Consider the following 22,941-nt stretch of genomic DNA (forward strand, 5'->3'; position numbering starts at 1 on the left):
GCTCTGTCATTTGGGTCCGAGTCGCCACCTCGGCCAACTTCGTTGCGATGTAAAGGAGTTGGCCGAATTCGGTGGTGCCAAATGATCTTTCTGGCATAGGCTCCAGCCCGGCCAAACCAGAAGGAGACAAAATGCGCAAGGCACTGGGAGTACTCGCAGCGACCGCTGCCGTCATCGCGTCCGGCGTGGTCTTCGCGCCAGCGGCGAGCGCCGCGGGATACGGCTGCTCCGGATCACAGATCGACACCTACCCGGTGAAGACGGACGGAGGAACCCAGTACGCGACGATCCACCTGTACTACGACTCCTCGACGGGCAAGAACTGCGCGGTGACGGTAGTCACCACCGCCGGCGGCTACGGGACCTCGGAGACGACCATGGCGAGCATCTCGGAGTGTTCGGGGACCACGCTCAGCAGCTGTGTCGGCGGGGCGATCACCAGACAGGCTGACGCCGGCAGCTACCAGTACTACGCGGGGCCCGTGTCAGTCCCCGCGGCAGGCCACTGCATTCTCGTCTCCGGGTCGCGCACGCACAACGGCGTGGTCGCCGGAGACCAGTACGGCCCCGTGCACTGCTAGATGCCGAGGATCCAGGATCACGATCGGATGTTGTTGGTTATTCGGGGCCTCGCGTGAAGCCGGTGTCCAAGACCTGGTTGTGGTCTGGACACCGGCATTGTTGTGTGGGGAGCGTTTGGGTGCCGACGCGTTCGAGCGGGTCCGGTGAGATCCCGGCGGAGACGGTGCGGGTGGCACGGGCGGCCTTCCCGAAGGGAAGTCTGACGATTCGGTTCGAGGGTGCCTGGTCGCTGACAGGCTTTCGGACGCCTCTGGCTGCAGGACTCCTGACGCGGCGACGCCAGCGCTCAGCCGCTGTTGCGATTCGACGCCTTCATCGCACGGTAGTGCCTATACCGATCATGTCTTCATATGTGACGACTCGTTGATCGGTCGGGGTGGACTCCCTGAGCTCTGCCCCGGCCGAAGGGCCACACCACAATCGGAAGGGCAGAACGTGATCAACGAATCGGCGCAGAAGTGAGCTCCTTCAAGGAGCTCAGTGGGATCCAGTCGCGTACACGCTCACTGGCGCTGTTCTCCCGCCGAGCTGTCCAAAGCCCCGAAGCCGCAAGAGCTGGTTGCGGCTTCGGGCCCCCGTCATGCTGGGCGACCGACCTCCCATAATGAGGTCAGTCAACGCAGCTCCGCCGGCGGTGTCCGCGCACTGTCCACCTTGTCCACCCGCACCAGCTCCCCCCACACCACGTACCGGTACCGGGAGGTGTACACCGGCGTGCAGGTCGTCAGCGTGATGTAGTGGCCGGCCTTCTTCCTGCCGGACTCCACGGGGATCTGGGCGAGGGTCTTCACGTTGTACTTCGAGGTCTCGGGAAGGATGTCGTAGACCTTGTAGACGTACCACTTGTCCTTCGTCTCGAAGACGATCGGGTCGCCCTTCTTGAGCTTGTCGATGTTGTGGAACTTGGCGCCGTGGCCGTCGCGGTGGGCGGCGAGGGTGAAGTTGCCGGTCTTGCCGGTGGTGGGCAGGACGGCCTTGACGGGGTCGGTGTAGTAGCCGGCGACGCCGTCGTTCAGGACGTCCGTGCCGGTGCCCTTCTCGACCAGGACCTCGCCGTTCTTCATCGCGGGCACGTGCAGGAAGCCGATGCCGTCCTTGGTGTCGAGCGCGCCGGGGCCGGTGTCCTTGTCCTTGGACCAGTTGTTGCGGACCTTGTCGGCCTGTTTGTCGGCCGTGCGGTCGGCGACGACGTTCGTCCACCACAGGGAGTAGACGACGAACAGGCCGAGAATCAGGCCCGCCGTGATGAGGAGTTCGCCGAAGAGGCTGACCGCCGTCGCGATCGGGCCGGTGCCGCGGGGGCGGTCCGGCGTCGACGCGGGCGTGTCGGTCTGCTCTTCGGTGTCGTCGGTGGTCGCTGCCACGTTCATCTGCCCCTACTCGATGAGCGCATCCGGCTTGCCCTTGCTGCGCGGCCGTTCCTCGACCATCTTGCCCCAGACGATCAGCCGGTACTTGCTGGTGAACTCCGGCGTACAGGTCGTCAGCGTGATGTACCGGCCGGGTGTGGTGAAACCCGAGCCCTTGGGGATGGGGTCGATGACGCTGGTGTTGCTCGGCGACGTCACGGGCAGCGTCTTCGTCATCTTGTAGACGTAGTACGTGGTCTGGGTCTCGACCACGACCTCGTCGCCGGGCTTGAGCTGGTTGATGTACCGGAACGGTTCGCCATGGGTGTTGCGGTGCGCGGCGAGCGCGAAGTTGCCGGTCTTGGCGTCCGGCATCGCGGTCTTGAGGTCGCCCTCGCTGTAGTGCCCGACCATGCCCTTGTCGAGCACGTTCTTGTTGCTGACGCCCTGGGCGATCGGCGCCACCACGTCCAGCTTGGGGATGTGCAGGATGGCGAAGCCCTGCCCCGGCTCGAACTCGCCGGGCGCGCGTTTCCCGCTCGCCCAGTCGTTCTGGAGCTGGCTCGCCTCGCTGCCGGCCTGCGCGTGCGCCCGTACGTTCGTCCACCACAGCTGGTAGGTGACGAACAGCAGCATCAGCACGCCGGTGGTGATGAACACCTCGCCGATCGCGCGGCTCGCGACGACCGCGGCACCCGGTTTGTTCGCGCGTTGCCGCCGCCGCGCCTCGACCCTGGAGACGGGCGCGCCGGATCCCCCGGTCGGGCCGACGGCACCGGATTCGGTCGTCTCGGCGGTCTCCTCCGCCGCCCCGGCGCCCCCATGACGCCCGTGACGGCCCTTGGCGGCCTTTCTCCGGGCCGCACGGCCACCCGCGGGGGTTCCCGTGAAGGATGAGGCGGATGAGGCGCCAGAGGCCGGTATGGACCGACCGTGGCCTCTCCGTACCGGCGGCGGGTCCGGTATCCGCAGCGCCATGGTCTCTTCGTCGATCGGACCGTACGGCACCCCGGACACGACCTGGGCGGACGCGTCGTACCACTCCTCGAACCCGCCCGGCTCCCCGTACGGCTGCTCCCCGTACGAGGCCTCGGACTCGCGCTCGGGGCGCAGCGCGGTCACGCCGTGGCCCTACCCACCACCGGGGCGAGCCCCGCCGACCTCGCCACCGCGCCCTGGTCGCCGCACTCCACCAGCCAGTTGGCCAGCATCCGGTGGCCGTGCTCGGTGAGTACCGACTCCGGGTGGAACTGGACGCCCTCGACGGGCAGTTCGCGGTGGCGCAGGCCCATGATGATGCCGTCGTGCGTCCGGGCGGTGACTTCCAGCTCGGCCGGGACCGTCTCCGGTTCGGCCGCCAGGGAGTGGTAACGGGTCGCAGTGAAGGGCGAGGGCAGTCCGGCGAAGACGCCCCGGCCCTCGTGCTCGACGAGCGAGGTCTTGCCGTGCAGCAGTTCGGGGGCGCGGTCCACGACGCCGCCGTAGGCCACCTGCATCGACTGCATGCCGAGGCAGACACCGAAGACGGGCACCCCGGTCGAGGCACAGTGCCGCACCATCTCGATGCAGACGCCGGCCTCCTCGGGGGTGCCGGGGCCGGGCGAGAGGAGGACGCCGTCGAAGCCGTCCTGGGCGTGCGCCGTCGACACCTCGTCGTTGCGCAGCACCTCGCACTCGGCGCCCAGCTGGTACAGGTACTGGACCAGGTTGAAGACGAAGCTGTCGTAGTTGTCGACGACGAGAATCCGTGCACTCACTGGTTGTCCACCGTCACATCGTTGAAGGGCAGCAGCGGTTCGGCCCACGGGAAGACGTACTGGAAGAGGATGTAGACCACGGCCAGGGCAAGGACGAGCGAAATGAGCGCCTTCACCCAGGCGTTGCCCGGCAGATGCCGCCAGATCCAGCCGTACATGCCGTCCCTTCCGTCGCGCCACGGCACCAGACTCACGCCGTACAGCACCAGACTAACGGCGCAGCGCGGCTGGTTTCCCGGCCTCCACAGGCTGTGTGGAGTCCAGGTGTGCCCAGACGATCAGCCGGTGGCTGTGCCCCCACTCCGGATCGCACGTGGTCAGCGTGAGATAGCGGCCCGAGGCCCTGTACCCGGACTTACGTGGCACAGGATCGATCACCTCAATGTCGGTCGGCACTGTTTTGTAAGGCCCTTTGTCGATCCGATACGTGAACCAGGTCGTCCCGTCGGTCAGCACGACCGCGTCACCCTTGCGGAGCTTGGGAAAGTCCACGAAGGGGTTGCCGTAGGTCCGCCGATGCCCGGCCACCGCGAAGTTCCCGACCTGCCCGAGTTGGGCGGTGCCGGCGTAGTGGCCCAGCCCCTTCTTCAGGGTGCTCACGGCCGTGTCCTCAAGAACCGGCTTGTTCCACGTGAAACCAAGCCGCGGGATGTACATGATCGCGAAGGGCTTGCCGTCCTTGTACGCGGCCGGTTTCGCCGGGGCGGTGGGTGTGGGGGCCGTCTTCGGGCGCGCGGTCTGCTGCGACCACTGGTTCTGGAGCTGGTGGATCTGGTCGCTCATCGTGTGGTCGGCCTTCACACCGGTCCAGAAGAGCACGTAGACCACGAAGAGGACGATCAGGGTGCCTACGGTGATGCAGAGTTCGCTGACGCTCCTGACGATCACGCGCACCGGCAGCTCCCGTACGGACGCCTACTCCACTGGCTTCGCGTAGTGCAGATCCACTGTGCCCGAGTAGCCGGGAAGAGTCACCGTCCCGTCGTCGGTCACTTTCCAACCGAGCCCGTAGACGTTGACGTACACCATGTAGTTCTGGATCGCTTTGGACGCCGCCAGCGCCTGCTGCAGCTTCTCCGGGTCACCTACGGCCGTGATCTTGTACGGCGGTGAGTAGACCCGGCCCTGGAGGATCAGGGTGTTGCCCACACAGCGCACGGCGCTGGTCGCGATCAACCGCTGGTCCATGACCTTGATGCCCTGGGCGCCGCCCTGCCACAGGGCGTTCACCACGGCCTGGAGGTCCTGCTGATGGATGACCAGGTAGTCGGGCTGCGGCTCGGGATAGCCGGGGAGCTTGGCGGTGGCGTTGGGCGGGGCGTCGTTGAGGGTGACGGTGACGGCCTTGCCCTTGAGTTTCTGCGCGCCCGCGCTCTGCTCCAGCTTCGTCAGCTTCTCGTTGTCGGCGCCCGTGCCGGTGTCGTCCTCCTTGCGGAGCGCGTCGACCTCGTCGCGCAGGACGCTGTTGGCGTCGTTGAGCCGGCCGTTCTTCTCGCTGCGGTTCTGGATGAGGTCGGACAGCTTCAGCAGGGAGGCGTCCGTGCGGATGTTGGTGCCCTTGGCGGTGTTGAAACTGGTGAAGAAGATGAGCCCCGCGAGGGCGAAGACGGCCACCGTGAGAATCCGCACGGGACGGAAACGGCGGATACGGGCAGGACTGGTACCCGTCCCGGGGGAGTCGGCAGAATTGCTCAACGTACCCTTATCTCCTTCGGCGCCGCGGAAGCACTACGCTAACGGACGCCCGGGGGAGCACTCAGTGTCCCCTTGTACGCTGCCCCGGAGCCCGCCCCAGTTCCCTGCGCGGCCACGCAGCGCATCGACAGGAGAGACCCTCGTGCCGAAGTCACGTATCCGCAAGAAGGCCGACTACACGCCGCCGCCGGCGAAGACGGCGACCGCCATCAAGTTGAACAGCCGTGCCTGGGTCGCTCCGGTCATGTTGGCCATGTTCGTCATCGGACTGGCCTGGATCGTCGTCTTCTACGTCACCGACGGCTCCATGCCCATCGACAGCCTGGACAACTGGAACATCGTGGTGGGCTTCGGCTTCATCGCCGCCGGGTTCGGTGTCTCGACCCAGTGGAAGTAGCGGCCTGACCAGCGGTCGAAGCTGCGGCCACCACTTGGTGAACGCAGCTTTGCCCACGGCCTTCCACTGAGTTATCCACAGGCCAGAGAAGTATCCACAGCAGGCCTGGGGAAAAAGAACGACGATCTGTGGATAACCCACTGGGTGTTGACGCCGGTGTGACTGACACACCGGCAACCGCAAGCCTGTTCGCCCCCTGCCTGACCTGCACAAACACGGGTCGGTGACAGGGGGCACAGCTGTTCTCCACGGTATGCACAAGATCCGCCACGCACTGTGGACAACGGTTTGATATCAGCTGAGCTGAGCCGTCCTGATCAGCGTCAACACCACGACGATCACGAGTACGACGGCACAGGTGCCGTACTGGATCAGGGCCCGCCGCTCACGCGGGGCGTGGACCATCGCGTAGCCGGTGATGACTCCGGCGACGAGGCCGCCGATGTGGGCCTGCCAGGCGATGTTCATGCCGGGGTTGAAGGTGAAGATCAGGTTGATCACCAGGATGGCGATGAGCGGCCGCAGGTCGTAGTTCAGGCGGCGCAGCAGAATGCCGGTCGCTCCCAGGAGCCCGAAGATGGCGCCGGAGGCACCGAGCGAGGGCTGGTTCGGTGCCGCGATGAGATAGGTGAGCGCGCTGCCCGCGAGACCCGAGACGAAGTAGAGCGCGAGATAGCGGGCCCGGCCGAGGGCCGCCTCCAGGGGACCGCCGATCCACCACAGGCTCATCATGTTGAAGATGATGTGGATCGGGCTGGCATGCAGGAACATCGCGGTCAGCAGCCGGTACCACTGCCCGTCGGCGACGCCCTCGTACGGCGGGTAGCCGTTGGCCGAGGCCTTGCCGAGCAGCTCCAGATGGTTGGTGAACTGGTCGCCCACCGACGACAGCTGAACCAGATACACGGCGACGCAGAGACCAATGAGGATCTTGGTGACAAGCCGAGGATCCGCCGCCACCGTGCCGCCGGCGATCGTGCGGGGCTGGGCGGCCGTCGGGGCGTGCCCCGTGCCGGAGCCGTCGCGCACGCACTCCGGGCACTGGAAGCCGACCGAGGCGCTGACCATGCACTCGGGGCAGATCGGGCGCTCGCAACGGGTGCAGCGGACGCCGGTCTCGCGGTCCGGGTGGCGATAACAAACCGGCAGGCTCTGGGCGTCCGGGGGCCGCTGTTCCTCCGGGCCCTGCGGGCTGCCTGGCGCCTGGTCCATGGGGTCCCCTCAATCCTTCGTACGCAATGCACCGCCCCGCCCATCCTTACGGATGAACGGGGCGTTTGGTTCCCGCCGGTAAGTACTGGTGTCGGCCCTGCGGTCCAGGGCCTCTCCTAGCGGGTCTCGACGACGACCGACTCGATGACGACGTCCTCGACCGGGCGGTCGGTCCGCGGGTTGGTCTTCGTGGCCGCGATGGTGTCGACGACCTTCTGGCTCGCCGCGTCGGTGACCTCACCGAAGATGGTGTGCTTGCGCGTCAGCCAGGCCGTCGGGGAGACGGTGACGAAGAACTGCGAGCCGTTGGTGCCCGGACCCGCGTTGGCCATGGCGAGCAGATAGGGCTTGTCGAAGCGGAGGTCCGGGTGGAACTCGTCCTCGAACTGGTAGCCGGGGCCGCCGGTGCCGTTGCCCAGCGGGTCCCCGCCCTGGATCATGAAGCCACTGATCACCCGGTGGAAGACCGTGCCGTCGTAGAGCTTGTCCTTGGACTTCTCGCCCGTCTCGGGGTTGGTCCACTCACGCTCACCCGTGGCGAGCTCGACGAAGTTCCGGACCGTCTTGGGCGCGTGGTTCGGCAGCAGCCGGATTTCGATGTCGCCAAGGCTGGTCTTCAGGGTGGCGTAAAGCTGCTCGGCCACGATCTGCCTTCCGTTGTCTTCCTGTGACCCCCAGATCCTCGCACGCCGACCGTGCCGAGGCGCCCGATGGCCGCGCGCGGGGACCTTTCCACCCGATCCGCTTGCAGAAAACCGGCCGAGTGCCTCCGGGACAGGGGCAGGCGGCGGGGATCCGTGGCATTGTCGACGACAAGCCCCCGTTCCCCCAGTTCCCCCGCATTCATCCGCTATTACCCGTGATCGTGACCCGGATGCCCGCCCTCACATGCCCCGTAGCCCTCTGGCAGGCATGATCCGTATTTGGGTGGACAGACGAAGAAACGTACGCCACCGAGGAGGAGGAACCCGTGACCCGCATCGACAGCGTGCGCTCCGCGACCGGCTCGGCGAAGGACAGCGTGCTGCACGCCGCGGAAGTGGTGGCGCCCTACGCCGACACGGCCAAGGACAAGGCCGCTTACTACGCCCACGAGGCGCGCGTACGACTCGCGCCCAAGGTGTCCTTGGCCGCCGACCAGGCCCGTGTGCAGTACGACGCCCATCTCGCGCCCCGCCTGGAGCAGGCCCGCACCCATGTCCCGCCGAAGGTGGACCAGGCCGCCCAGGAGGCCGCCGTCCGCACCCGCAAGGCCGCTCAGCAGGCCGCCGAGTACTCCCGGCCGCGGATCGAGCAGGCGGTCGCCGCCGCCGGTCCGGTCAAGGACGAGGCCGCCGCGCGCGGCGCGGCGGCACTCGCCGCGCTGCGCGGCCAGGTCTCGCCCAAGGAGATCCAGAAGCTGGTCCGCAAGCACGAGCGGCGGGCGCGGGCCGGCCGGCTCGCGAAGGGGCTGGCGGTACTGGGAATCCTGGCGGGCGGCGCTTTCGCCGCCTGGAAGTGGTGGGACAAGCAGGCCAACCCCGACTGGCTGGTCGAGCCCCCGGCCGCGACCGAGGTGCCCGAAACGGGCCATCTCTCCTCGGTGGACGGCAGCGGTCAGTCCGTGCTCGACCCCGAGGTCCAGGCGAAGCAGGCCGAGGACGAGGCCGCGGCGGACCACGACGAGCACCACTGACGTCCGACATACCGTCAATATCGCGGTGGGGCAGGAGACTTGAGGGTCTCCTGCCCCACCGCGATGTTTCACGTGGAACAGTCGCGCGAGCCGGGAGACTCCCTTGATTTACGCAAGCTGCCCACGATGACGTTTGCAACGTCCCAGGTGAACAAGTACCGCACGGACTCCCTTAACGGACCGCACACCCCTGATTACACGACCGCATTCAGCCAGCTCACACACGTTCCGCACATCGGCACACACGTTCCCCACACCGCACCGACCGCCACCCCGGCGCCCCGGTGAACCTCGCCCGATACCGATATTTGCGCAAACAACTGCAACGACAAGCCGCTGATTATGTGACGCACGTCACCGGGCGGGCACAAACAAACACCGGCCGGACGCCACTGAGGGCGACCGGCCGGTGCGGGGTGTGGAGCCTAGGGGAGTCGAACCCCTGACATCTGCCATGCAAAGACAGCGCTCTACCAACTGAGCTAAGGCCCCGCTAGAGAAGCGTCCGACCGGCACAACCGGGCACCGGTGGGCTTCGGAGACCAGCGTACCGGGTCACCCCCGGTATCTCGCAAAAACTTGGGGCTCCCGGTGGACGACCACTCTCCGTAAGATGCTCGTCGTGGTTCGCTAGAGCGAACCGCGGTTTTGGGGAAGCGATGGGGAGACGCAATGGACGCCGCACAGCAGGAAGCCACCGCCAGAGCGCGGGAGCTGCAGCGGAATTGGTACGGGGAGCCTTTGGGGGCGCTCTTCCGTAAGCTCATCGACGATCTTGGCCTCAACCAGGCTCGTCTCGCAGGGGTGTTGGGACTCTCCGCACCGATGCTGTCCCAGCTGATGAGCGGTCAGCGGGCGAAGATCGGCAATCCCGCGGTGGTACAGCGGGTGCAGTTGCTGCAGGACCTGGCGGGGCAGGTCGCGGACGGGAGCGTGAGCGCTGCCGAGGCGACCGAGCGCATGGACGAGATCAAGAAGTCCCAGGGGGGCTCGGTGCTCAGCAACACCACGACCACGACGAGCAGTTCGGGAGCGCCCACGGTCAAACGGGTGGTCCGCGAGATCCAGTCGCTGCTGCGCTCGGTGGCCGCCGCAGGCGACATCATCGACGCGGCCGACACCCTCGCCCCGAGCCACCCCGAACTGGCAGAGTTTCTCCGGGTGTACGGCGCCGGCCGTACCTCCGACGCGGTCGCGCACTACCAGTCCCACCAGAGCTGAGCATCACGGCCCGGCCGTCGATCGGGGGTTCGACAGCCGGGCACACGGCAACTGCCGTGAGGGGGAGTCGTATCGCTCGTCTCGGGGGAAGCAACGGAGGTAGCCGAAGGGGGAGGAGCGACGTACAGCCATGGGTGAGGTCTTCGCCGGCAGGTACGAACTGGTCGACCCGATCGGGCGCGGAGGTGTCGGCGCGGTCTGGCGCGCCTGGGACCACCGCCGACGCCGCTATGTCGCGGCCAAGGTCCTGCAGCAGAGCGACGCGCACTCGCTGCTGCGCTTCGTACGAGAACAGGCGCTGCGCATCGACCACCCCCATGTGCTCGCACCGGCCAGCTGGGCCGCCGACGACGACAAGGTCCTGTTCACCATGGACCTGGTGGCGGGCGGTTCTCTGGTCCATCTCATCGGGGACTACGGCCCGTTGCCCCCCGCGTTCGTCTGCACGCTGCTCGACCAGCTCCTCTCCGGTCTTGCCGCGGTGCACGCGGAGGGTGTCGTGCACCGTGACATCAAGCCCGCCAACCTGCTCCTCGAAGCCACCGGCACGGCCCGCCCACGGCTGCGCCTGTCCGACTTCGGCATCGCGATGCGGCTGGGCGAAGCACGCCTGACGGAGACCAACCTCGTGGTGGGCACGCCGGGTTACCTCGCGCCCGAGCAGATGATGGGCGCGGAACCCGACTTCCCCGCCGACCTGTTCGCCGTAGGACTGGTGGCGCTGTATCTGCTGGAGGGGGCCAAGCCGGATTCCAAGGCGCTCATCCAGTACTTCGCCGAGCACGGGACCCCGGGGGCGCCCAAGGGTGTTCCCGAGCCGCTGTGGCAGGTCGTGGCGATGTTGCTGCAGCCGGATCCACAGGCTCGCTTCCGGACGGCCACGGGGGCGCGCAAGGCGCTCGCGGCGGCCGTGGAACTCCTGCCGGAACCCGGCCCCGACGACGAACTGATCGAGATCTTCGACCAAGTGGGGCCGCTGCCAACGGGGTTCGCGCCAGAGGGCCCGCTGAAGCGGGCGTCCGGGGTGGACACGGGGTCGACTCCGTCGAGCGGGACGGGACTCGGGACCGGTGCGAATACGGGGACGGGGACCGGGACAACCGCCGGTGTGGGTGCGCGCACCAACGGCGCGGACTCCGTCCTCCTCGACCCGCGGCAGGACATCGTCTCCCAGCCGTCCACACCGACTCCGACTGCGACTCCCACTCCGACCCCGATGTCGGACACCGGCAGCTTCCATCTGCCGCCCCCGCAGATTCCGCAGCCCCCCCATGTCCTGCCCTCCCCCCAGCCGCGCGCCGAACCCTCTACTGCTTCATACACCGCCCAGGTCCCGCTGGTTCCGCCCACCGCACCGCCGTTTCCGCAGCACCATGGCAGACGTGCTCGGCGCCGCCCCGGGCCGCCCGCGAAGGTGGCGATACCGGTCCTGCTACTGGCGCTGGCCTGCTACGCGGTGGGGTTCTGGGCGCTGACCCGCGTCTGACCGACCGGTGCCAGAAGGGGCCAGAGGGGCCAGAAGGAGTACCGCGGCTACGTTGCGGCCCTGCGCCGGGCCGCCACCGTCCACGCGCCGAGCGTCGCCAGCAGCACGCTGCCCGCGCCGATCCCGGCCACCGCGAGCAGCTTCATGGCGGTGTCGCCTCCCCCGCCGCTCCCCGTCACGGCCGCCGCGCGGTCCTGCGAGGTGACGTCGAAGACGTTCCGGGGTTCGGACTGCCCCTCGTACCCGGGCCCGCCGTGCGCCGTACCGGCGACGCGCACCCGCAGCGTCACCGGGAACGGCCCCGGGCCGAAGTCGTCGGCCACCTGCGCGGCGAGGTGCACGACGAGGTAGTACGCCCCGGCGAAGCGCATCCCGCTCTCGTGGTCGATGACGAAGTAGCGGTTGCGGTACTCGACGGGCGGCAGCGCTTCGAGGGCGGCCGATCTCGGACTGCCCTGATAGCCGACGCCCGCCTCGTCGACGGAGGCGCGCACGGGGTTGTAGAGCGCCAGGTCCAGCGCGCGGCTCACATAGCCACTGCCGGCGTCCGAGGCCTCCAGGTCGGCGGTGACGGAGAGCTGCTGGCCCCAGTCGACCGGCACCTTGTAGAAGAGGGTCCCGCCGGGTGGGATGTCGCCGCGCCACACGCCCTGTCCTACGGCGACCGCCCCGGCGAACCCCGAGCCCCCCGCACGGCTCCGGGCCTCCCCCGTGACGGGCTCGGGCGACTCGGAGTTCCAGACCTGGGGGGCGTCGGAGGTACCCGCCCGGGCGAGCGGCGGTTCCGACACCACGGTGAGTTCCAGCCCCCAGGTGCCCGACGAGGAACCCGACGCGTCGACGCGTTCGACGAGTACGTAGTACTGCCCTGACCCCTTGCACAGCGCCCTGCCCGTCTCCCGCGCGGCCCAGGCGGCCACGGGGTGCGGGCTCCTGCTCGCGCCGAAGCTGGCGCTCTGGTGGGTGCAGCCGGTGCCCGCGGCGTTCTGCAGCGACACCCTGATGCCGTCGGTGGCGGCGACCGTGGTGCCGGCCGGGGGCACGGCGGTGACGGAGACGTAGACGTCGGACACGGCGTCGAGAGTGAGGCCGTAGTAGAGGCCGGCGCCCTTCGGGAGGGAACTCCGGTACGTCTTACCGGAATTCAGTCCTACGGCATCGGCCGCACGGGTCGCGCCGTCGACGGCCCGGTCGCCCTTGTCGTAGCCGTAGGAGCCCGGCGCCCCTGCGGCGGTGGCGGGCTGCCCGGCCAGGGCCGCGGTCGCACACAGCACGGCGACGACGACACTGACCCGTCGTACGACACCGACGGGCTGTCCGGCCGCCCCGGCAACGGGCGTACGGCCGCCCTGCGCTCGCGTCCGCCACCACGCCGTACGCCGCCGCCCCATCAAGCGCCACCCCTCGTCGTTGCTCCGGACGTGGCCCATCCTGCCCCGCACGCGCGCGTGGCATCCCGGCAATTCGTGCGAGCGTCCGAAACGCCCGGGTCGGGTCGGCCGTAACCGCGTTCGCGCGACGGCGCAACACAAAGCCCCGACCGCCAGGCGGTCGGGGCGTGCTCAGAACTGGATCTCGGTACTCACGAACCCGTGGGCACGGAGTCGGTCGCCTCCGTCCACAGATCCTGCTCGGCGCGATCCGCCTGGATCTGGCGGTACACGAGGAGCCCGCCGATGGCGGCCAGTGCGACCAGGAGAAGCTTCTTCACCGCGCGACCTCGTCTTTCCTTGACGTAGGGGACCTCTGTCGCCCGACTATACACACCGACCGATACCGATCGGTGACCTGCCTCCGCGGCCAACTCCCGCCCGGGACAGCGCAGTAGAAGCGGATGGAACCGCTCCGATCGGAGGGTGATCACATCTCTACGGACCGTTAATTTGGTCTCACTTCTCCATTTTTCTTGGCTTTTCAGGCTTCTTGCACCCATCCGAGTGGTGTTCATCGGAACATCGACGCGCCACGGGTGCCGGTCCCACACTTCGCGGTCCCCATACACATCATGAGGAAAGTACGCAAATCGCCCAACCTGAAAGTGAGGGGCCATGACCCAGATCAAGGTCATGAAGCTGTGGACCGCCTTCGTCACCGCCTTCATCGCTCTGTGCACCGCGCTCGGACTCATCACGATCACCGCGACGGCCGCCACCGCGGCGACGCCCCGGTCAGAGGCGACCGGCGCCACCGCACAGCCGACGGCACCGACGATCTCCCCCTGGTCCTTCACCAGGTCCCTGCCCCCCACGATGAAGCAGCGCATCCGGGCCGAGGCCCACGGCAAGTCCCCCAGCTGCCGCCACCGCCCGCCGACGGACACTGACGAGGCCACGGAGACCGCCGACCCCTCCGAACCGGACCACACCGAGCAGTCGGCACCCCTGGCGGCTCCCCTCCAGCGCTGACGCCCGGCGCGCGCCACCTCACCACTCACCCACCGCCCCGGTATCTCTGACACAGCGGCGAACTTGCGTACAACGCTCCAGAGAAGACCCTGAAGACCCCCGGCCCGTCGTGGCCGGGGGTCTCGGTGCTGTCGGCCGGCCGCTCCGCGCACGCCACTACTCGGCCATGTTGCCCCGGCGCTCTTGCTGGCCAACTGGTCTGCTGCTGCCATGTGTGTGGGGACGGCACATATTCGGGGGCGGGCCAATGGGCGATCTCACGGTGAAACCGTGGAAGCGGCATGGTCAGGACCGGCTCTACGTCAACCTGCCGGACGGGACCACTGTCGCCTGGGCGGACCGGCCGACGAAGGTGGTCACGATCAAGGAGCAGCGGTATCAGGGGGAGGCTCTGGCCCTGCTGCGGCAGTATCTCGGCAGTTCGGTGACTCTCCGCCCTGCGCCCGCCGCACGCCCTGGAGAGGCTGTTCGGCGCCCTGAGCCGCCCGCCCCGCGTCGCCCGGGTCGACCAGTGGAGCTGCCGAAGGCGACCGTCGCCGACGATCTGGCGGAGAACCGTCCCGGTGCGGCCCTGATCGAGGCGATCGCCGCCCGTGGCCCGTCACCGGCCAAGCGGCTCTTGATGCGGGTGCTGAGACGCCCCTCGGAGTGGGACAGCTGGTACGTCGGGCTCGAAGGGGAGCGGCGGGTGGGCCGGGAGTTGGCGCGGCTCTCCCCTCGTGGCTGGCGCGTTCTGCACGGCGTGCCCAAGGGCAACGGTGGTGACATCGACCACTTGCTGATCGGACCCGGCGGAGTGTTCAGCATCAACACCAAGTGCCACCAGGGCGCCTCGGTCTGGGTGGGCGACACCATGGCCAGGGTCAACAGAGGTCAGCCGGCCCCGTACGCCAGGGCGAGCAGGGCGGAGGCGGCCTACGTCCAGGGCGTGTTGGAGCGGCACTGCGGCTTCCCCGTCCCGGTGGAGCCGGTCCTCGTCTTCGTCGGCGTGACCTCACTGCACCGCGCCGCGACGCGGTACACCGTACGCATCTACCAGGAGCGCGAGGTGTCCGCGCTCGGTCCCCTCACCGGCAGGCTGACGGCCGCACAGATCAACCAGGTCTACGCGGTCGCACGACACCGCCGCGTCTGGCTGCAGTCCTGACCCACGGTTCAGCGGCCGTAGACGCCGAAGACCCCCAACCAACAGGTTGGGGGCCTTCGTGCTGGTGGGGCTAACAGGATTTGAACCTGTGGCCTCATCCTTATCAGGGATGCGCTCTAACCAACTGAGCTATAGCCCCGCCGCGCTGTGCGGAGTGTGTCCCGCGCGCTGACTCCTGAAGATTAGCGCACGACATGGGCAGTCCCAAAATCGATAGTCACAGGACCGCCGGGGGAGGTTTCAACCCCCGTACACCCGGGTTCTCGTCCGACTGCTCACTCGTCCTCGGCGAGCGTGAGCTCGATGCCTCCGACGAAGCCGGCGGAGAGGTTGTAGATGAACGCGCCGAGGGTCGCGAGGGCGGTGGCGAGGACGACGTCGATGACCGCGATGATCGCCGAGAAGGTCAGGACGTGCGGGAGGGACAGGAAGGACTGCAGGTCGAAGCCGTTCGACTCGTTCGAGCCGGTCGCCTCCGAGATCGTGCCGCCGACCGTCGAGAAGACCCCCATCGCGTCCATGACCATCCACAGCACCGCGGACGCCACGACCGTGCAGATGCCCAGCGCGATGGAGAGCAGGAAGCTGACCTTCATCACCGACCACGGGTCGGCCTTGGCCACCCGCAGCCGCGCCTTGCGGGTGCGGGGCGCGGTGCGCGCGCCCGTGCGCGGACGCCGTACGGCACCGCTCTGGGCGGCGGGCCCCTGCGCGGGGTAGGCCTGCGGCGGGTGGTACGGCCCCGCCGCCTGCTGCGGCTGACGCTCGCCGGGAAGCGGTGAGCCCGGCAGCGGTGAACCGTGCGGCGCACCCGCCGGCGGTGCGGGCGGTGCGGCGGCCGGGGCCGCCGGCTGGGCCGGAGGCTTCGCGCCGGGCCCTGCCTGGCCCGCCCCGGCCGACTGCTGCTGCTGCTGGGTGCCCGGACCTCGGGTGTCCGTCACAGTTCCCCCCTGGGATCCCTTGGATCCATGTGTGTCGGGCGCGTTCGAGTCGGCCTTCTTCACGTCGATCGCACGCAGTTGGGTCGTGTGCGGATCTGTCGCGTTCGCGGCGGAGCCACGGCCGCCGCCGTCCGTGTCCGTACCGGTCGATCCGGCGCCCGTGGCTCCGCTCACGATGACTCTCTCCTCGTGCTACTCGACCGAGGGTGCGTCACCCTCGTCCGTGCCGGTGGTCGCGACACCCTCGGTGGTCTCGTCGACGGCTTCGTCGCCGACGACTTCCTCCGCCTCGGATCCCGCCTCGGCGTTACGAGCGATACCGACGACGGCATCGCGCTTGCCCAGGTTGATCAGTTGGACGCCCATGGTGTCACGGCCCGTCTCCCTGACCTCGTTGACTCGCGTACGAATCACACCGCCGGACAGCGTGATGGCGAGGATCTCGTCGGTCTCCTCGACCACCAGCGCGCCGACGAGAGAACCGCGGTCCTCGACGATCTTGGCGGCCTTGATACCCAGGCCGCCGCGACCCTGGACGCGGTACTCGTCGACAGCGGTCCGCTTCGCGTACCCGCCGTCTGTGGCAGTGAACACGAACGTACCGGGTCGAACAACATTCATCGAGAGAAGCTGGTCGCCCTCACGGAAACTCATGCCCTTGACACCGGAGGTGGCACGCCCCATGGGGCGCAGTGCGTCGTCCGTGGCGGTGAACCTGATCGACTGTGCCTTCTTGCTGATCAGCAGCAGATCGTCCTCGGACGAGACGAGTTCGGCGCCGATCAGTTCGTCGTCGGAACCGTCCTCCGTCTCACGGAGGTTGATCGCGATGACACCGCCGGCACGGGGCGAATCGTAATCCTTCAGAGGCGTCTTCTTCACCAACCCTCCCTTGGTCGCGAGGACCAGGTAGGGCGCCGCCTCGTAGTCGCGGATCGCGAGGATCTCCGCGATCGCCTCGTCCGGCTGGAAGGCGAGCAGGTTCGCGACGTGCTGCCCGCGCGCGTCGCGGCCGGCGTCGGGGAGTTCGTACGCCTTCGCGCGGTAGACGCGGCCCTTGTTGGTGAAGAACAGCAGCCAGTGGTGGGTCGTCGACACGAAGAAGTGGTCGACGATGTCGTCTTCCTTGAGCTTCGTGCCGCGTACGCCCTTGCCGCCGCGCTTCTGGGAGCGGTAGTCGTCCGCCTTGGTGCGCTTGACGTAGCCGCCGCGCGAGATGGTGACGACGATGTCCTCTTCGGCGATGAGGTCCTCGATGGACATGTCGCCGTCGAAGGGCACCAGCATCGTCTTGCGGTCGTCGCCGTACTTCTCGACGATCGCGGCGAGTTCCTCGCTGACGATGCCGCGCTGGCGGACCGGGGAGGCGAGGATCGCGTTGTACTCGGTGATCTTCGCCTGGAGTTCGTCGTGCTCCTGGATGATCTTCTGGCGTTCCAGGGCGGCCAGTCGGCGGAGCTGCATCTCCAGGATGGCGTTCGCCTGGATCTCGTCGATCTCCAGGAGGCCCATCAGGCCCGTGCGCGCGATCTCCACGGTGTCGCTGCGCCGGATCAGCGCGATGACCTCGTCGATGGCGTCCAGGGCCTTCAGGAGGCCGCGCAGGATGTGCGCCCGCTCCTCGGCCTTGCGCAGCCGGAACTTCGTACGGCGGACGATGACCTCGATCTGGTGCGCCACCCAGTGCCGGATGAACGCGTCCAGGGAGAGGGTCCTCGGCACACCGTCGACCAGGGCCAGCATGTTGGCGCTGAAGTTCGACTGCAGATCGGTGTGCTTGTAGAGGTTGTTCAGTACGACCTTGGCGACCGCGTCCCGCTTCAGGACGATGACCAGGCGCTGGCCGGTACGGGACGAGGTCTCGTCGCGGACGTCCGCGATGCCGCCGACCTTGCCGTCCTTCACCAGGTCGGCGATCTTCTGCGCGAGGTTGTCGGGGTTGGTCTGGTACGGCAGTTCCGTGACCACCAGGCACTGGCGGTTCTGGATCTCCTCGACCTCGACGACCGCGCGCATGGTGATCGAGCCGCGCCCGGTGCGGTACGCCTCCTCGATGCCCTTGCGGCCGACGACGAGCGCGCCGGTCGGGAAGTCGGGGCCCTTGATGCGCTCGATCAGCGCGTCGAGCAGCTCCTCGTGGGAGGCCTCGGGGTTCTCCAGGCACCACTGGGCGCCCGCCGCGACCTCGCGGAGGTTGTGCGGCGGGATGTTCGTGGCCATGCCGACCGCGATGCCCGCCGAGCCGTTGATCAGCAGGTTCGGGAAGCGGGCCGGCAGGACGGTCGGCTCCTGGGAGCGGCCGTCGTAGTTGTCCGTGAAGTCGACGGTCTCCTCGTCGATGTCACGGACCATCTCCATGGACAGCGGCGCCAGCTTGCACTCGGTGTAGCGCATGGCGGCGGCGGGGTCGTTGCCCGGAGAGCCGAAGTTGCCGTTGGAGTCCACCAGCGGCATCCGCATCGACCACGGCTGCGCGAGGCGGACCAGCGCGTCGTAGATCGAGGAGTCGCCGTGCGGGTGGTAGTTGCCCATGACGTCGCCGACGACGCGGGCGCACTTGTAGAAGCCCTTCTCGGGCCGGTAGCCGCCGTCGTACATGGCGTACAGGACGCGGCGGTGGACGGGCTTGAGGCCGTCACGGACGTCGGGCAGGGCTCGCGACACGATGACGGACATCGCGTAGTCGAGGTACGAGCGCTGCATCTCCGTCTCAAGCCCTACGGGCTCGACGCGCTGGGCGATGATGGCGCCCTCTTCAGGCGTGCTGGCAGTGTTCTCGTCGGCCATTGCTGGTGGGGATCCTTCCTGGTGCGGTCAGCTGAGACCGACTCAGATGTCGAGGAAGCGGACGTCCTTGGCGTTGCGCTGGATGAACTGGCGGCGCGCCTCGACGTCCTCGCCCATGAGGACCGAGAACAGGTCGTCGGCCTGCGCAGCGTCGTCCAGGGTGACCTGGCCGAGGACGCGGTGCTCCTGGTCCATCGTGGTGATGCGCAGCTCCTCGGCGTTCATCTCGCCGAGACCCTTGAAGCGCTGGATCGAGTCTTCCTTGATGCGCTTGCCGTTCTGCCGGCCCAGCTCGATCAGCGCGTCGCGCTCGCGGTCCGAGTACGCGTACTCGAAGTCGTCGCGGCCCCACTTGATCTTGTACAGCGGGGGGCGGGACAGGAACACGTGCCCGGCCTCGACCAGCGGCCGCATGAAGCGGAACAGGAAGGTCAGCAGCAGGGTGGAGATGTGCTGCCCGTCGACGTCGGCGTCCGCCATCAGGATGATCTTGTGATAGCGCAACCTGGCGATGTCGAAGTCCTCGTGGACTCCGGTGCCGAAGGCGGAGATCAGTGCCTGGATCTCCTGGTTCTGCAGGATCTTGTCGATCCTGGCCTTCTCGACGTTGAGGATCTTCCCTCGGATCGGAAGGATTGCCTGGTACTGCGGGTTCCGGCCGGACTTGGCCGAGCCGCCGGCGGAGTCACCCTCGACGATGAAGATCTCGCACTTGGTGGGGTCGTTCGACTGGCAGTCGGACAGCTTGCCCGGCAGGGACGCGGTCTCCAGCAGGCCCTTGCGACGGGTGAGGTCGCGGGCCTTGCGGGCCGCCACGCGCGCGGTGGCCGCCTGGATGCCCTTGCGGATGATGTCCGAGGCCTCGTTCGGGTTGCGGTCCAGCCAGTCGTTGAGGTGCTCGTAGACCGCCTTCTGCACGAAGGTCTTCGCCTCGGTGTTGCCGAGCTTGGTCTTCGTCTGACCCTCGAACTGCGGCTCGGCCAGCTTCACCGAGATGATCGCGGTCAGACCCTCGCGGATGTCGTCGCCCGTGAGGTTGTCGTCCTTCTCGCGGAGCAGCTTCTTGTCGCGCGCGTACTTGTTGATCAGCGACGTCAGCGCGGCCCGGAAGCCCTCTTCGTGCGTACCGCCCTCATGCGTGTGGATGATGTTGGCGAAGGAGTACACACCCTCGCTGTAACCACTGTTCCACTGCATCGCGACCTCGAGGGACAGGCTCTTTTCCCTGTCCTCCGCCTCCAGGTCGATGACGGTCGGGTGCACCACGTCTCCCTTGCGGGAGTTGAGGTACGTCACGTAGTCGACGATGCCGCCCTCGTAGTGGTACGTGACGGTCTTGACCTCGTCCTTCTCGTCCGCACCCGCCTCGTCGGCACCGGCCGTGGCCTTCGCCAGCTCGCGCTCGTCAGTGAGTTTGATCGTCAAACCCTTGTTGAGGAACGCCATCTCCTGGAAGCGCCGCGACAGCGTCTCGAAGGAGTACTCGGTGGTCTCGAAGACGTCCGGGTCGGCCCAGAAGGTGACCGACGTGCCGGTCTCGTTCGTGGCCTCGTGCTTCGCGAGCGGGGCGGTGGGGACGCCCAGCTTGTAGTCCTGCGTCCAGCGGTAGCCGTCGGTCCTGACCTCTACGGCGACCTTGCTGGACAGCGCGTTCACCACGGAGACGCCCACTCCGTGCAGACCGCCGGAGACCGCGTAGCCGCCGCCGCCGAACTTGCCGCCCGCGTGCAGCACGGTCAGCACGACCTCGACGGCGGGCTTGCCCTCGGACGGGACGATGCCCACCGGGATGCCTCGGCCGTTGTCGATGACGCGCACGCCGCCGTCGTGCAGGATCGTGACGTCGATCGTGTCCGCGTGGCCGGCCAGCGCCTCGTCGACGGAGTTGTCGACGACCTCCTGCACCAGGTGGTGCAGGCCTCGCTCACCGGTCGAACCGATGTACATGCCGGGTCGCTTGCGGACCGCGTCCAGACCCTCGAGGACGGTGATGGCGCTGGCGTCGTACGAGGCGGTGACCTCGCCGTTCGAGGAGTGAGCCTCGCCGTCGGCGCCGGCGTCGGTGGACGGGATGTTCTCGTTGGGGTTGCCGGAATCGGCCACGAAGCGCCCTTTCTGGCACAGCACAAGCCAGGCTCCCGGCGGTTGGCCGGAGCGGCTGCGGCGTGTTGCGTTGGTAAGCCTTAGTCAGCGTTGCTCGGTGTGTGTCCCACAAGTGGGGCGGGATTGCTTCCAGTCTACCGGTAGCGCCGACAGTGATGGGGGTTTGCCGGTACCTGAGTCCTCATGTGCCGCCCTCAACCGGTCTCTCCCGACTCCCCATATGCGGAACGGGGCTCGAAGAGGCTTACAGCGGCACTCAGCGCTTCCGGGTATGAACCCTTTGCTACTCCTGGGTCAGGTCGCTGTTCGCAACCGCGTCCGGTCGCCCGCCGGGGCCCGCACTGTGATGTCAGTCACCCATAGGTGTCGCCGGGACCCGTGCTGCCGGGAGCCCGCAGCGGGCCGTAGCGGCGGGGCGGTCCGCCCGGGTTGAGCACCTTGATCATCCGTACGGTGCCGTGCCCCAGGTCCTCGTTCAGCCTGGCCACCAGCGTGGGCGTGAGGTGCCGCAGCTGGGTCGCCCAGGCCGTGGAGTCGCACTGCACGACCAGCACCCGCTCGTCCTCGTCGTACTTTTCCGGTACGCAGTGCTTGGCCAGGTCCTCGCCGACGATCTGCGGCCAGCGGCCCATCACACCGCCCACCGCGGCCGGCGTCTCCCAGCCGCGTTCGTTCAGCAGCCGGTTGATCGCAGCGCCGAGTGCCATCGGGTCGCGGCCGTCGGCGCGCGCGCCGGAGCGCAGGCCCCCACGCCGCGCCTGCTTCCTCTGCTGCGCCGCGTCCCCACGCGCGCGTGCCTGTTCCTTCGCGGCGCGCAGCGCCACGCGCGCGAGGTCGACGCCGGAGGGCTCGGCGGCCTTCTTGGGCGCGGGCTCTCCAGCCTCGGGCCTGTCCATGCTCATACGCGCTCCACCGCCCCCTCCGCCACGCTGTACCGCGTCCCCGCCAGTACATGCGGTACGTCGTCGTCGACCGCCGCCGTCACCAGCACCTGCTCGCCAGGCGCCACCAGCTCGGCCAGCCGCTCCCGACGCCGGGTGTCCAGCTCGGCGAACACGTCGTCGAGCACGAGCACCGGCTCATTGCCCTCGGCCCTGAGCAGGTCGTACGACGCGAGCCGCAGCGCCAACGCGTACGACCAGGACTCCCCGTGCGAGGCGTACCCCTTGGCGGGCATCTGACCGAGTTTGAGAATCAAATCGTCCCGATGGGGTCCTACGAGGGTCACGCCCCGCTCGATCTCCTGCTTGCGCGCCTCTGCGATCGCCGCCATCAGCTGCTCATAGAGGGCCTCGCGGGTGTGCGCCTCACCGGGCGCCGACGGCTTGTACTCCAGCGCCACCGGTCCGCCGCCGGGCGCCAGTTGCTCGTACGCCTTGTCCGCGAGAGGCTGTACCGCGGCGATCAGATCGAGCCGCTGAGCGAGCAACTCGGCGCCCACGCGCGCGAGATGCTGGTCCCACACGTCGAGCGTGGAGAGGTCCATCGAGCGCCCGCCGTGCCGCCGCGCCAACGCGGCCGACTTCAGCAGGGTGTTGCGCTGCTTGAGCACCCGCTCGTAGTCGGAGCGGACACCGGCCATGCGCGGGGAGCGAGCGGTGATCAGCTCGTCCAGGAAGCGGCGGCGCTCGCCCGGGTCGCCCTTCACCAGAGCGAGGTCCTCGGGCGCGAACAGCACGGTCCGTACGATGCCCAGCACGTCCCGGGGCCTGACCTGCGAGGACCTGTTGATTCGGGCCCGGTTGGCGCGGCCGGGGTTCAGCTCCAGCTCGACCAGCTGCTGCCGCTCGCCCTGTCGGACCTGCGCCCGGATGATCGCGCGTTCGGCGCCCACGCGGACCAGCGGGGCGTCGGAGGAGACGCGGTGGCTGCCCAGGGTGGCGAGATAGCCGATGGCCTCGACGAGGTTGGTCTTGCCCTGCCCGTTGGGGCCCACGAACGCGGTGACGCCGGGGTCGAGCGGGACGTCGACCCCGGCGTACGAGCGGAAGTCGGCCAGCGACAGATGCGTGACGTGCATGGTCGTTCGCCGACCTCCCCCAGGTTGTGGATCCAGGGCCCTGAGGCCTGTGGATCTGTGGATTACTTCGTCTCGACGGCGTGGCCGCCGAACTGGTTGCGCAGGGCGGCGACCATCTTCATCTGCGGTGAGTCCTCCTGGCGGGAGGCGAACCGGGCGAAGAG

The 22,941-nt window shown here is 68.2% G+C and carries 22 protein-coding genes, 2 tRNA genes and 1 pseudogene; 7 read left to right on the forward strand and 18 right to left on the reverse strand.

Annotated features, from left to right (window positions below):
• Positions 1 to 131 precede the first annotated feature (131 nt).
• Positions 132 to 581: a hypothetical protein gene (locus AB0I51_RS34645; RefSeq protein WP_362982114.1), complete on the forward strand. Its 450-nt coding sequence runs from the start codon at positions 132 to 134 to the stop codon at positions 579 to 581.
• Positions 582 to 1,196: 615 nt separating this feature from the next.
• On the opposite strand, the gene AB0I51_RS34650 is transcribed toward AB0I51_RS34645, so the two are convergent.
• Genes AB0I51_RS34650 through AB0I51_RS34675 form a run of 6 tightly spaced genes read right to left on the reverse strand, consistent with a single transcriptional unit; the run spans position 1,197 to position 5,383 of the window.
• Positions 1,197 to 1,952 (reverse strand): class E sortase, encoded by a 756-nt coding sequence (locus tag AB0I51_RS34650; protein WP_362982116.1) that lies wholly within the window; start codon positions 1,950 to 1,952, stop codon positions 1,197 to 1,199.
• 6 nt (positions 1,953 to 1,958) lie between these two features.
• Positions 1,959 to 3,053, reverse strand: coding sequence for a class E sortase (locus tag AB0I51_RS34655; protein ID WP_362982118.1), 1,095 nt, complete (start codon positions 3,051 to 3,053; stop codon positions 1,959 to 1,961).
• Positions 3,050 to 3,688, reverse strand: a complete 639-nt coding sequence (locus tag AB0I51_RS34660) for an aminodeoxychorismate/anthranilate synthase component II (RefSeq protein ID WP_362982120.1) — start codon at positions 3,686 to 3,688, stop codon at positions 3,050 to 3,052. Before AB0I51_RS34660 ends, AB0I51_RS34655 begins: the two co-directional genes overlap by 4 nt.
• A complete protein-coding gene (locus AB0I51_RS34665) occupies positions 3,685 to 3,882 on the reverse strand; it encodes a hypothetical protein (RefSeq protein WP_199827405.1) in 198 nt (65 codons plus the stop codon). The genes AB0I51_RS34660 and AB0I51_RS34665 overlap by 4 nt, the downstream gene beginning before the upstream one ends.
• A gap of 16 nt (positions 3,883 to 3,898) precedes the next feature.
• The gene (locus tag AB0I51_RS34670; protein WP_362982122.1) at positions 3,899 to 4,582 is read right to left on the reverse strand and encodes a class E sortase; all 684 of its coding nucleotides are present in this window, start codon (positions 4,580 to 4,582) and stop codon (positions 3,899 to 3,901) included.
• A 21-nt stretch (positions 4,583 to 4,603) separates the two neighbouring features.
• On the reverse strand, positions 4,604 to 5,383 hold the full coding sequence (locus tag AB0I51_RS34675; protein WP_362982124.1) for a DUF881 domain-containing protein: 780 nt from the start codon (positions 5,381 to 5,383) through the stop codon (positions 4,604 to 4,606).
• Positions 5,384 to 5,525: 142 nt separating this feature from the next.
• On the opposite strand from AB0I51_RS34675, the gene crgA reads away from it, so the two are divergent.
• Positions 5,526 to 5,780, forward strand: coding sequence for a cell division protein CrgA (crgA, locus tag AB0I51_RS34680; protein WP_019073554.1), 255 nt, complete (start codon positions 5,526 to 5,528; stop codon positions 5,778 to 5,780).
• Positions 5,781 to 6,074: 294 nt separating this feature from the next.
• Here crgA and AB0I51_RS34685 read toward each other — a convergent pair whose 3' ends face one another.
• Entirely contained in the window at positions 6,075 to 6,992 is a 918-nt protein-coding gene (locus AB0I51_RS34685; protein WP_362982126.1) for a rhomboid family intramembrane serine protease, read from the reverse strand.
• Between the two features lie 116 nt (positions 6,993 to 7,108).
• Entirely contained in the window at positions 7,109 to 7,636 is a 528-nt protein-coding gene (locus tag AB0I51_RS34690; protein ID WP_362982128.1) for a peptidylprolyl isomerase, read from the reverse strand.
• Positions 7,637 to 7,962: 326 nt separating this feature from the next.
• Here AB0I51_RS34690 and AB0I51_RS34695 point away from each other — a divergent pair, with 326 nt between their 5' ends.
• Positions 7,963 to 8,667, forward strand: a complete 705-nt coding sequence (locus tag AB0I51_RS34695; protein ID WP_362982130.1) for a DUF5324 family protein — start codon at positions 7,963 to 7,965, stop codon at positions 8,665 to 8,667.
• Between the two features lie 419 nt (positions 8,668 to 9,086).
• Here the strand turns inward: AB0I51_RS34695 and AB0I51_RS34700 are convergent.
• A tRNA-Ala gene (locus AB0I51_RS34700) sits at positions 9,087 to 9,159 on the reverse strand.
• A 180-nt stretch (positions 9,160 to 9,339) separates the two neighbouring features.
• Here AB0I51_RS34700 and AB0I51_RS34705 point away from each other — a divergent pair.
• Both AB0I51_RS34705 and AB0I51_RS34710 read left to right on the forward strand, forming a co-directional pair.
• Complete coding sequence (locus AB0I51_RS34705) at positions 9,340 to 9,888, forward strand: DNA-binding protein (protein WP_019073558.1); 549 nt, start codon at positions 9,340 to 9,342, stop codon at positions 9,886 to 9,888.
• Between the two features lie 130 nt (positions 9,889 to 10,018).
• Positions 10,019 to 11,374, forward strand: a complete 1,356-nt coding sequence (locus AB0I51_RS34710; RefSeq protein WP_362982132.1) for a serine/threonine-protein kinase — start codon at positions 10,019 to 10,021, stop codon at positions 11,372 to 11,374.
• A gap of 47 nt (positions 11,375 to 11,421) precedes the next feature.
• Here AB0I51_RS34710 and AB0I51_RS34715 read toward each other — a convergent pair whose 3' ends face one another.
• Both AB0I51_RS34715 and AB0I51_RS34720 read right to left on the reverse strand, forming a co-directional pair.
• On the reverse strand, positions 11,422 to 12,765 hold the full coding sequence (locus AB0I51_RS34715) for a hypothetical protein (protein WP_362982134.1): 1,344 nt from the start codon (positions 12,763 to 12,765) through the stop codon (positions 11,422 to 11,424).
• A 191-nt stretch (positions 12,766 to 12,956) separates the two neighbouring features.
• Complete coding sequence (locus tag AB0I51_RS34720; protein ID WP_003999697.1) at positions 12,957 to 13,085, reverse strand: DLW-39 family protein; 129 nt, start codon at positions 13,083 to 13,085, stop codon at positions 12,957 to 12,959.
• A 337-nt stretch (positions 13,086 to 13,422) separates the two neighbouring features.
• Here AB0I51_RS34720 and AB0I51_RS34725 point away from each other — a divergent pair, with 337 nt between their 5' ends.
• Positions 13,423 to 13,779 (forward strand): DUF6344 domain-containing protein, encoded by a 357-nt coding sequence (locus AB0I51_RS34725; protein WP_362982136.1) that lies wholly within the window; start codon positions 13,423 to 13,425, stop codon positions 13,777 to 13,779.
• 247 nt (positions 13,780 to 14,026) lie between these two features.
• Positions 14,027 to 14,926, forward strand: coding sequence for a nuclease-related domain-containing protein (locus tag AB0I51_RS34730; protein WP_362982138.1), 900 nt, complete (start codon positions 14,027 to 14,029; stop codon positions 14,924 to 14,926).
• Between the two features lie 62 nt (positions 14,927 to 14,988).
• On the opposite strand, the gene AB0I51_RS34735 is transcribed toward AB0I51_RS34730, so the two are convergent.
• The 7 genes and pseudogenes from AB0I51_RS34735 to AB0I51_RS34765 all read right to left on the reverse strand — a co-directional run.
• A tRNA-Ile gene (locus AB0I51_RS34735) sits at positions 14,989 to 15,065 on the reverse strand.
• Positions 15,066 to 15,201: 136 nt separating this feature from the next.
• Entirely contained in the window at positions 15,202 to 16,041 is an 840-nt protein-coding gene (locus AB0I51_RS34740) for a DUF3566 domain-containing protein (protein WP_362982140.1), read from the reverse strand.
• An 18-nt stretch (positions 16,042 to 16,059) separates the two neighbouring features.
• Positions 16,060 to 18,654 carry a DNA gyrase subunit A gene (gene gyrA / locus AB0I51_RS34745; protein ID WP_362982142.1) on the reverse strand — a complete coding sequence of 865 codons (2,595 nt, stop codon included), beginning with the start codon at positions 18,652 to 18,654 and terminating at the stop codon, positions 16,060 to 16,062.
• A gap of 42 nt (positions 18,655 to 18,696) precedes the next feature.
• A complete protein-coding gene (gene gyrB, locus AB0I51_RS34750; protein WP_362982144.1) occupies positions 18,697 to 20,757 on the reverse strand; it encodes a DNA topoisomerase (ATP-hydrolyzing) subunit B in 2,061 nt (686 codons plus the stop codon).
• Between the two features lie 353 nt (positions 20,758 to 21,110).
• On the reverse strand, positions 21,111 to 21,659 hold the full coding sequence (locus tag AB0I51_RS34755; protein WP_362982147.1) for a DciA family protein: 549 nt from the start codon (positions 21,657 to 21,659) through the stop codon (positions 21,111 to 21,113).
• The gene (gene recF, locus AB0I51_RS34760; RefSeq protein WP_362982149.1) at positions 21,656 to 22,777 is read right to left on the reverse strand and encodes a DNA replication/repair protein RecF; all 1,122 of its coding nucleotides are present in this window, start codon (positions 22,775 to 22,777) and stop codon (positions 21,656 to 21,658) included. The genes AB0I51_RS34755 and recF overlap by 4 nt, the downstream gene beginning before the upstream one ends.
• Positions 22,778 to 22,839: 62 nt before the next feature.
• Positions 22,840 to 22,941: pseudogene (locus AB0I51_RS34765) on the reverse strand (6-phosphogluconate dehydrogenase); the annotation flags it as partial.

The organism is Streptomyces sp. NPDC050549 (assembly GCF_040655035.1).
Lineage (GTDB): Bacteria > Actinomycetota > Actinomycetes > Streptomycetales > Streptomycetaceae > Streptomyces.